Raw genomic sequence first — 9,932 nt, 5'->3', positions numbered from 1 at the left:
ATTCTCTAGGGAAAGTTAATGAGGTTGTGACCTTAAACCCTGTTTCAGTTTTTAAAAAATTCGGGTTTAACGTTTTCGCATCGTTTAGTATTTGTGATAACCTTTTTGTGGTATCATCATAATCAGCAGAAATTATTATGTCGTCGTTTTTTAACTCAAATTCATGCTCAAACCAAATAGTTTCCTTCTCGTCCAAACTCTTCCAATGCAATACTTTTTTATTAATGGACTCAACGGTTAAAGATTGCCCATATTTTGTTGGTATAGCAAATGCTAAAGCGCCATCAAGTACAACGTATTCACCTGCAAGCAAAAGCTTACCATGACTATAAAACTCTTGCATATATTAGGAATTGTTAGAACGTAAGTTTTCTAGAGCTTCAACAACGGCACTATGTGTTGCTGTATTGCTTTTAAAATGATCAATTAAAGTTTCTTTTTCTTGAGCATTAGCTTCAAATTGGTTTAGTATATTCATCAAGTGCATTTTCATATGACCTTGCTGAATTCCGGTTGTCGTCAACGAACGCAATGCGGCAAAATTTTGAGCTAATCCAGCAACAGCAACAATTTGCATTAATTCTTTAGCTGATGGTTTATGTAATAATTCTAAAGCTAATTTAACCAAAGGGTGTAAGCCTGTTAGTCCTCCAACGGTTCCTAAAGCTAATGGAATTTCCATCCAAAAAGTAAAAATGTCATCTTCAACTTTGGCATGTGTTAAGCTGCGGTATTTTCCATGTCTTGAAGCATAGGCATGTACTCCCGCCTCAACAGCTCTAAAATCATTTCCTGTGGCTAAAACAACGGCATCAATACCGTTCATAATGCCTTTGTTATGCGTTACGGCTCTGTATGGTTCAACTTCGGCAATATTTACGGCTTGTATAAATTTATCAGCAAAAGCTTTACCCGAAACATTTTTGTTTTCACTTAATTCATCAACCTGACAACTCACTTCTGCGCGCACCAAACAATCTGGTACGTAGTTTGAGAGAATACTCATTACAATGTCAATTTGCCTTTCAGTTTCAGAAAACAAATTAAAATTTAAAGCCTCGTTTTTAAATGTTTTTGCAAATTGTTCTAAACAGGAGTTTATAAAATTCGCACCCATAGCGTCCAAGGTTTCAAAAGATGCATGTAATTGATAATAGTTTGCAATATCGGATGTTTTATTTCGCAAATCAATATCCATAATTCCGCCACCACGTTTTTTCATGTTCTTAGTGATGGCCGATGTTTCTTCAATAAGTTTTGGTTTTACTTGACTGAAATACTGTTTTAATTTTTCAAAATCGCCCTTGTAAATAAAATGAACTTGTCCAATTTTAGTGGTGGAAATCACTTTAGTTTTAAAACCACCGCGTTCCAACCAAAATTTCGCTGCTTTACTTGCTGCAGCAACCACCGAGCTTTCCTCAATTGCCATAGGAATGGTGTACAGCTTGTTGTTTATTAAAAAATTAGGCGCCACACCAAGTGGTAAATAATAGTTGGTTATCGTGTTTTCTATAAACTCATCATGTAACTGCTGAAGGCTATCATTTGAATTCCAATATTGCTTTAAAATAGCTTTGGTATTTTTTGAATTTGGAAAATAGGTATCAACAATCCAATCAATCTTTTTTGATTTAGATAATTTAGAAAAACCAGCAATAGTTTTGCTCATAGTGTTCAATTTTGCAGAACAAAGATACTACTCTTGGTATGAATATTGAATATCCACTTATAAACCAAGTTATTTAAGTGTTAATAATTACGGTTTTTTGCATAATTTTTAGTAAACTTGACATCATTTTGTCAAATAAATACCTATTCAAACAAAACATCTATAATTGACTAATATTTTAATGCTGAAACATAGTTGATTAGGAAAAAATAAAGTTAAAAATACAATCCTTATAATTAATGAAACATATTAAATTCTTCCTACTCATTAGTCTTTTTGTTACTACAATATTAGCTGCTCAAACAGAAACAATTACGCTTGAAGATATATGGAAAGATGGCACTTTTAGAACAGAGCGAATGGACGCCCTACATTCTATGGCTAATGGTCAAGAGTATTCGGTTTTAAATTTTGATAGAGAAACCAAAAGCACCTCTATTGATATTTATGACTACAAAACCTTGGAAAAGGTTAAGACTTTGGTGAGTTCTTTAAATTTGGAGGCTATTCCTTATTTTACAAATTATACATTTAGTAACGATGAAAACCAAGTCATTTTGGCAACCAACGAAGAAGCCATTTATAGGCATTCTGCTTTGGGAAATTATTATGTGTACAATGTAATAAATGCTTCGTTAGATTTAATATCTGAAGATAAAATTCAAGAACCAACATTTTCTCCTGATGGTAAAAAAGTTGCTTTTGTAAAGGAAAACAATCTTTACTATAAAGATTTAAATTCGGGTGAAATTACTCAAGTAACTACGGATGGTAAAAAGAATGAAATAATTAATGGGATTACGGATTGGGTATATGAAGAAGAATTTGCTTTTGTTCGGGCTTTTGATTGGAATGCCGATAGTGATAAAATAGCATTTATAAGGTTTGATGAAACAAATGTTCCTGAATTTTCTATGGATGTTTATGGTTCTGAACTTTACCAAACTCAACAAGTTTTTAAATATCCAAAGGCTGGTGAAGCTAACTCAAATGTGTCACTTCATATTTATAATGTGAATGAAAAAACAACCAATAAGGTGAAGGTAAATAAGGAATACAAAGATTTTTATATTCCTCGAATTAAATGGACCAATAACCCCGATTTTTTAAGCGCTCAGTATATAAACAGGCATCAAAATGAATTGGATTTATGGATGATTAATGCCAAAACAAATAAGGCAAACTTGGTGTTAGCTGAAAAAGATGAAGCCTATGTTGATGTTACTGATAATTTAACCTTTTTAAAGGATAATAGTTTTATTTGGACAAGTGAAAAAGATGGTTATAATCATATATATCATTATGATAAAAACGGAAAATTAATAAATCAGGTGACAAAAGGAAATTGGGAAGTCACTAGCTATTATGGCTATGATGAAAATAAAAACACTATTTTTTATCAATCAGTTGAAAATGGTTCCATTAATAGAGACGTTTATTCTATAAACCTTAACGGCAGAAATAAAACCCGGTTAACCAAAAGTGAAGGTACGAATGATGCCGCTTTTAGTGCCGATTTTTCATTTTTTATTAACACCTTTTCAAGCGCTACAACACCACCTGAATATACTTTGAATAGTTCTGAATCTGGGAATTTAATAAAAAGTATTAAGGATAACGATAAAGCAGCTCAAATACTTTCGGATTATATAACTTCTAAAAAAGAATTCAGTACGATTCATGTTAAAGATAACGATTTGAATATGTGGATGATTAAACCAGCAAATTTTGATGCCTCTAAAACCTATCCATTATTAATGTACCAATATTCTGGTCCTGGATCGCAGCAAGTGGCTAACCGCTGGAATAGTGCTAATGATTATTGGTATCAGCAATTAGCACAAGAAGGTTACATAATTGCCTGTGTAGACGGAAGAGGAACCGGTTTTAAAGGTGCTGAATTTAAAAAGGTAACGCAAAATGAATTGGGTAAATATGAAGTTGAAGATCAAATTCAAGCAGCCAAGCAATTAGGTGATTTGCCTTATATTGATGCCAGTCGAATAGGTATATGGGGTTGGAGTTTTGGTGGCTTTATGAGTAGTAACTGTTTGTTTAAAGGTAATGATGTGTTTAAAATGGCCATTGCAGTTGCTCCGGTTAGTAGCTGGCGTTTTTATGATTCAATTTATACAGAGCGTTATATGACGACACCTCAAGAAAATGAAAGTGGTTATGATGATAATTCTCCAATAAATCATGTCGATAAATTAAAAGGAGATTTTCTTTTAGTGCATGGTTCTGCAGATGATAACGTACATTTACAAAATACCATGCGATTAGCTGAAGCTTTAATTCAAGCTGATAAACAATTTGATTGGGCTGTTTATCCAGATAAAAACCATGGTATATATGGAGGGAATACAAGACTTCACCTATACAAAAAAATGACTCATTTTATTAATGAAACTCTAGGTGATAAAATTCAAAAAGAAGATGAAACTAACGTAAATCAAGTTAAAATAAAAGGATAAAACATATGTCGAAAACTATTCCAACTAACCAAGAACCTCAAATGTTTGGTCATCCTAAAGGCCTATTTTATTTATTTTTTGCAGAGTTATGGGAACGTTTTAGTTTCTATGGTATGCGTGCTTTATTGACGCTTTACATGGTGCAAGAAATTTTCAAGGCCATTGTTGAAAGAGATGCCGCCACAGCTGTGGTTTATGCTTCTTACGGATCCTTAGTTTATGCATCTACAGTTATTGGAGGGCAAATTTCTGATAAAATTTTAGGCATGCGGAGCTCCATTTTTTTAGGAGGTATTTTAATGGCATTAGGACATTTTGTGCTAGCCATTGAAAATAATATAGCCTTCTTTTTAGCTTTAGCATTAATTGTAGTTGGGAATGGTTTCTTTAAACCGAATATCTCAACTTTTGTTGGCTCTTTATATGAAGATGGTGATGTTAGAAAAGATTCTGGTTTTACCATTTTTTATATGGGAATTAATATTGGAGGCTTTGTTGCACCACTTTTATGTGGTTGGTTGGCGGCTACATATGGCTGGCATTACGGATTTGGCTTAGCTGGTATTGGTATGTTAACAGGTTTGATATTCTTTTGGAGCGGCATCAAAAAGAACGTTTTTGGAGATAGAGGTTTGCCACCAAGCCAAGCGGTTTATGAAAAGAAGATTATTGGTATTCCGCAAAAAACCTTAATTCCAATAATAGCATTTTTATGTGCTCCCCTAATTGCTTATTTACTTTCCTCTTGGCAACAAAATTATGTGAGTTTTATTTTTAAATTTATTGGATTTGCTGTTTTAGCTTATATCGTTTATATCATGGTTAAGTTAGATGTTGAAGCACGTAAAAAACTGTTTATGGCAGTTTTAATCACCTTTTTTATGACATTGTTTTGGGGTTTTCATGAGCTTTCAGGTAGTGTAATTACGTTGTTCGCTTCAAGAAATGTTGACTTAGGTGGCATTATGAATCCTGCTCAAACCAATGCATTAAATTCTATGTTTATTATTATTCTTGCCATTCCTATTTCATTGTTATGGGCGTATTTGGCAAAAAAGAACTTAAACCCTAGAACACCTTATAAATTTGGTTTAGGATTGGTTTTGGCGGGTCTTAGTTTCTATATACTTTCAACAAGTGGTGCAAGTGCAGATGAAAACGGGATGGTGCCATTTGCCTATTTGTTTATCATGTATTTTATTATTTCTATTGGAGAATTGTTTATGTCTCCTGTTGGATTGTCAAAAATAACAGATTTATCACCTAAAAATATTGTAGCATTTATGATGGGTGTTTGGTTTTTATCTTCTGCTTATGCGTTTCAAATTGTTGGGTTTATTTCAAAACAACTAGCAGTTGAAAGTACTGATGTAAACGTAGGTGGTTTAGATACTTTAGCAATTTATACCGATGGGTTTTTATTAATTGCTAAATACGCATTAGGCGCAGGATTAGCTGTTATTGCTTTTTCTCCTTTAATGAAAAAACTAATGGGTAAAGTGCATTAAAAGAATTAATTAACTTTAAGATTATAACTAATATTATGGCAGAAAATACTACCGACCAATTTTTTAAAAGTACTGTATTAGGTCACCCTTCGGGTTTATTTGTTTTGTTTTTTACAGAAATGTGGGAACGATTTTCATATTACGGAATGCGTTCTTTATTAGTGCTGTTTTTAACAGCTTCTTTGTTTGATGAAGGTTGGGGTTGGCCGAGAGAGCATGCCATGGCTTTGTTTGGCTCGTATGTTGGTTTGGTATACCTATCAACTATGATGGGCGGTTATTTTGCCGATAAAATAATTGGTTTTAGATATGCCGTTTTAGTGGGAGCTTTATTAATGACACTTGGTCATGCATCCATGGCTTTTGAAACCGAATGGTCTATTTATTTGGGGCTAGGTTTATTAGTAATAGGTAATGGATTCTTTAAACCTAATATGACTTCTATTATATCAGAAATGTATAAAGACAGGCCTCAAAAAAAGGATGGTGCTTATACCATTTTTTATATGGGAGTTAATGCCGGGGCATTTATTGGTATTATTTTATGTGGATATTTAGGAGAGCAAGTTGGTTGGAGTCTTGGTTTTGGCTTAGCAGGAATTTTTATGCTTTTTGGATTAATACAATTTTGGTTGGCTCAAAATATATTTGGTAATATTGGATTAAAACCTATAAAAGGCGACGCCAATTCTATTGAGGCTCTTGATAAAGACAAGCGCGTACCTTTCACATCTTGGCAATTAGGTTTAATTTTAATTATGGTTGTTTTAGGGTTGTTATGGATTCTAAATGCACCCGCAACAACAATTTCTGGAGGAAAAATTAATATATTTTCTTTCCTAGGTGAAAATGGTAATAACATAGCCATTTTAACAGCCTTAGGTTTATTTCTTGTTTTATTATTCTATCGATTTACTCAGTATTCAAAAATCACTAGAGATAAACTTATAGCCGTTACTTTCTTTGCTTTATTATCTGTATTCTTTTGGGCTATTTTCGAGCAGTCTCCGGGTACATTAACCATTTTTGCAAATGATTATACGGACAGATCTTTAGAAGGTTCATCTGCTAATATTTTTAGAATTGTAAACTCTTGTATGGTTGTTATACCATTGGGAATTATAACTTGGGTATTATATTTATTGTTTAAACAAACCTTTGCTAAATATAAATGGGCAAATATTGTACTTAGTATTAGTTTTATTATTGTTTGGGCTATTGCTATTTGGATGTTAATTAATCAGTTTAATGATGATAATTTAGAAATTCCAGCATCTTGGTTTGCTAGTTTAAACTCATTATACATCATTACTTTAGCGCCATTATTTTCTAAATGGTGGGAAAGCAAGTATAACCCGTCGGCAAATACAAAGTATGGAATAGGCATGTTTCTTCTTGCTCTCGGTATGGCCTGTGTGGCATTTGGAGCTATGGGAATTGAACCAGGTGCAAAAACAGCTTCAGTAAGCATTATATGGCTTATTTTAGTTTACTTGTTTCACACTATGGGCGAATTGTGTATATCTCCAGTAGGCTTGTCCTATGTTAGTAAACTGGTGCCTGCAAGAATGATTGCTTTTATGTTTGGTGTTTGGTATTTAGCCATTGCCATAGGAATGAAAGGTGCTGGCGTATTTGGTGAAAATGTAGATAAAATTGCCGATGAAAACGGAATTAGTTATTTCTTCTGGATTTTAACAATTGTATCTGTTGTTGTTGGAGTAGTCTCTATTTTGTTTCAACCTGTTATTAAAAAACTAATGCACGGCGTACGTTAATCGAATAAATAGTTAAAAAATATTCAAAATGCTCCTAATTTGGAGCATTTTTTGTAAGTTCGGAACAACTTTTGCAACCTAATTAATTATGAAGAAAACAATATTTTTAGTTTTAGCATTGGCTTTTGTGAATTTAAATGCCATAGCTCAACAGATAAATTGGGTAACCCTTGAAGAAGCTGTTGCGCTTCAGAAGAAAACTCCCAAAAAAATTATGATGGATGTTTATACCAATTGGTGTGGTCCTTGTAAAATGTTAGATAAAAACACATTTCAAAATAAAGATGTAGCCGATTATGTAAATAAACATTACTATGCCGTGAAGTTTAATGCTGAAGGAAATGATGAAATTAATTTTAGTGGTAAAACATTTACTAACCCAGATTATAACCCAGCATTAGCAAATAGAAGAAACTCTGCGCATGAATTATCTCGTTATTATCAAATTCAAGCATTTCCAACAATTATGTTTTTAGATGAGCAAGCGAATCGTATTTTTCCTTTAACTGGATATAAAACGCCGGAACAAATGGAGTTATATCTTAAAATGTTTAAAAAAGACGACCATAAAATTCTTGATACGCAAGAAAAATTTAATGAATACTATAAAGCCTTTAAGTCTGAGTTTAAAAGTTAATAGTAAAATAAATATTTAATGAAAAAATTAATAATTACGCTCATTTTTGGGGTTTTGGTTTCTGTAAATAGTTTTTCTCAAGAAAGATTAACTTGGCACACAGACGTTAATCAAGCTTTAGAAATAGCAATTAAGGAAAATAAAAAAGTGATGCTGTTTTTCACTGGATCTGACTGGTGTGGTTGGTGTACAAAATTGCAAAATGAAGTTTTTAAAACTTCAGATTTTGAAAAATGGTCGAACGATTTGGTTTTAGTTGAATTAGACTTCCCAAGAAGAACACCTCAAGACGAGAAAATTAAAGTACAAAACAGACAATTACAAAGCATTTTTAAAGTAAGAGGGTATCCTTCTGTTCATTTTGTAAGTCCGGAAAAAACGCCAGATGGTAAAATGAATTTGAATAGCCTGGGAAAAACAGGTTATGTACGTGGCGGTGCAAATAAATGGCTAGAGGTTGCAAATGGCATTGTTAAAAAAACTATTTAAAGTTTTAATATTCTAATATAAAAGCTCCCTTTTTACTGGTTTGGTGAAAAGGGAGCTTTCTTTTTTTACATATACTTTCCCAACGCTTAACATAAGAGGTGTAGCTACTGCCATCGACAATAATTTGCTTTGGGTTTAAAGAGTCTATTAATCTATTTAAGTTGATTTTTGGTGATTGCCTAAGTAATACATAATCAGGTTTTATTGACTTAATATTATAAATTCCGAGGCTATCAATTACTAAAACAGATTTTTCATTAAGCTGAAAAATTGAAGGAATTTTTTGTTCTTTCAAGCTTTTTATATGATTGCCAACAACATAGTCAGTTATTATATTGCTAGTCGATTTTGTAATACTATCAAAATCAGTTGAAACTAGAATTTTATTATTTGATGTTTGTCCTAATAGACTAAATCTGCTTTTGTGGAATACAATAAATTCATTGGATGGCTTGGTATATTCATTGTAAATAAATGCGCCTTGAACCATTAGTATGGCAATTAAAAACCATCTTAAGTTTGAAAAATTTCTTTTGTAAAGCAGTCTGACAAACGTGACAATAAGCACATATGAAACCAAAACATATAAAAGATTAAAAGCTATATCTTTCAGTAAAAAGGCTTCTTGTTTAGAAATCCAACCAACAAAATTATTCATCTGGCTGATGATGTTTCCGTAAAAATCTGCTACAAATTGTGGGAGCATATTTAAAACGGCTAATAGAATTATAAAAAGCCCTAAGCCTAAAATGATTCCTAAAAAAGGAATAATAACCACGTTCGAAATAAAAAACAAACCAGGAAATTGATGAAAGTAATATAAGCTAACAGGTAAAATTCCAAACTGTGCAGAAACAGTAACCGTAAACGTATGCCAAAATTTGTCTGTAACCCAATATTTTGGTCTCCAAAGGTTGTATAAAAAAGGGTCGATAGCAACAATAGCGAAAACCGCCAAATAGCTTAATTGAAAACCAACGTCAAATATAAATAGCGGTTTAAAAAGCAATATAATAAACATGCTTATAGCTAAGGTGTTATAAATATTTGTTGGTCTTTTAAGGTTTATAGCAATGGCTACAATACTAAACATGGTTACCGCTCGAGTAACCGAAGCTGATAAACCAGCAATTAATGCAAAACTCCATAAAATGCTTACTAGTAAAATGGTTTTTATGAGTTTGCCATGTTTAAAACGTTCCAAGGGTTTGAAAATAAAACTCAAGATTAAAAGTATCAATCCAACGTGAAGCCCTGAAACCGCTAAAATATGTATGACACCCGCATTAGCGTAACTTGTGTAAACTTCTTCGCTAATATCCTGGCGTTGGCCCAATAAAAGGGCATTAATAATAGCTAGTTCATCTGGTTTAA

At 32.6% G+C, this 9,932-nt stretch carries 7 protein-coding genes and 1 pseudogene; 5 read left to right on the top strand and 3 right to left on the bottom strand.

What is annotated here, in order from left to right:
- Window positions 1-343: pseudogene (locus tag WBN21_RS10725) on the bottom strand (GYDIA family GHMP kinase); the annotation flags it as partial.
- 3 nt (window positions 344-346) lie between these two features.
- Entirely contained in the window at window positions 347-1,672 is a 1,326-nt protein-coding gene (locus WBN21_RS10720; protein WP_424200131.1) for a hydroxymethylglutaryl-CoA reductase, degradative, read from the bottom strand.
- A 239-nt stretch (window positions 1,673-1,911) separates the two neighbouring features.
- On the opposite strand from WBN21_RS10720, the gene WBN21_RS10715 reads away from it, so the two are divergent.
- The 5 genes from WBN21_RS10715 to WBN21_RS10695 all read left to right on the top strand — a co-directional run bounded on the left by WBN21_RS10715 (window position 1,912) and on the right by WBN21_RS10695 (window position 8,558).
- The gene (locus tag WBN21_RS10715; protein ID WP_424200129.1) at window positions 1,912-4,146 is read left to right on the top strand and encodes a S9 family peptidase; all 2,235 of its coding nucleotides are present in this window, start codon (window positions 1,912-1,914) and stop codon (window positions 4,144-4,146) included.
- Window positions 4,147-4,151: 5 nt separating this feature from the next.
- Window positions 4,152-5,654 (top strand): peptide MFS transporter, encoded by a 1,503-nt coding sequence (locus WBN21_RS10710; RefSeq protein ID WP_424200128.1) that lies wholly within the window; start codon window positions 4,152-4,154, stop codon window positions 5,652-5,654.
- A gap of 35 nt (window positions 5,655-5,689) precedes the next feature.
- On the top strand, window positions 5,690-7,432 hold the full coding sequence (locus tag WBN21_RS10705) for a peptide MFS transporter (RefSeq protein ID WP_424200126.1): 1,743 nt from the start codon (window positions 5,690-5,692) through the stop codon (window positions 7,430-7,432).
- Window positions 7,433-7,520: 88 nt separating this feature from the next.
- Complete coding sequence (locus WBN21_RS10700; protein ID WP_424200125.1) at window positions 7,521-8,069, top strand: thioredoxin family protein; 549 nt, start codon at window positions 7,521-7,523, stop codon at window positions 8,067-8,069.
- Window positions 8,070-8,087: 18 nt separating this feature from the next.
- On the top strand, window positions 8,088-8,558 hold the full coding sequence (locus WBN21_RS10695; RefSeq protein ID WP_424200123.1) for a thioredoxin family protein: 471 nt from the start codon (window positions 8,088-8,090) through the stop codon (window positions 8,556-8,558).
- Window positions 8,559-8,562: 4 nt separating this feature from the next.
- Here the strand turns inward: WBN21_RS10695 and WBN21_RS10690 are convergent.
- The coding region (locus WBN21_RS10690; RefSeq protein ID WP_424200121.1) for a ComEC/Rec2 family competence protein at window positions 8,563-9,932 on the bottom strand (1,370 nt) is incomplete at its 5' end.

The sequence above is a fragment of the Algibacter sp. genome (assembly GCF_049667265.1).
In the GTDB taxonomy this organism is placed as follows: domain Bacteria; phylum Bacteroidota; class Bacteroidia; order Flavobacteriales; family Flavobacteriaceae; genus Algibacter_B.
This window is presented reverse-complemented; position numbering and strand designations above follow the sequence as displayed.

Coding starts and splice junctions, on each gene's coding strand:
- WBN21_RS10705 (WP_424200126.1), top strand. CDS start 5,690: ATGGCAGAAAATACTACCGACCAATTTTTTAAAAGTACTGTATTAGGT.
- WBN21_RS10710 (WP_424200128.1), top strand. CDS start 4,152: ATGTCGAAAACTATTCCAACTAACCAAGAACCTCAAATGTTTGGTCAT.
- WBN21_RS10715 (WP_424200129.1), top strand. CDS start 1,912: ATGAAACATATTAAATTCTTCCTACTCATTAGTCTTTTTGTTACTACA.
- WBN21_RS10700 (WP_424200125.1), top strand. CDS start 7,521: ATGAAGAAAACAATATTTTTAGTTTTAGCATTGGCTTTTGTGAATTTA.
- WBN21_RS10720 (WP_424200131.1), bottom strand. CDS start 1,672: ATGAGCAAAACTATTGCTGGTTTTTCTAAATTATCTAAATCAAAAAAG.
- WBN21_RS10695 (WP_424200123.1), top strand. CDS start 8,088: ATGAAAAAATTAATAATTACGCTCATTTTTGGGGTTTTGGTTTCTGTA.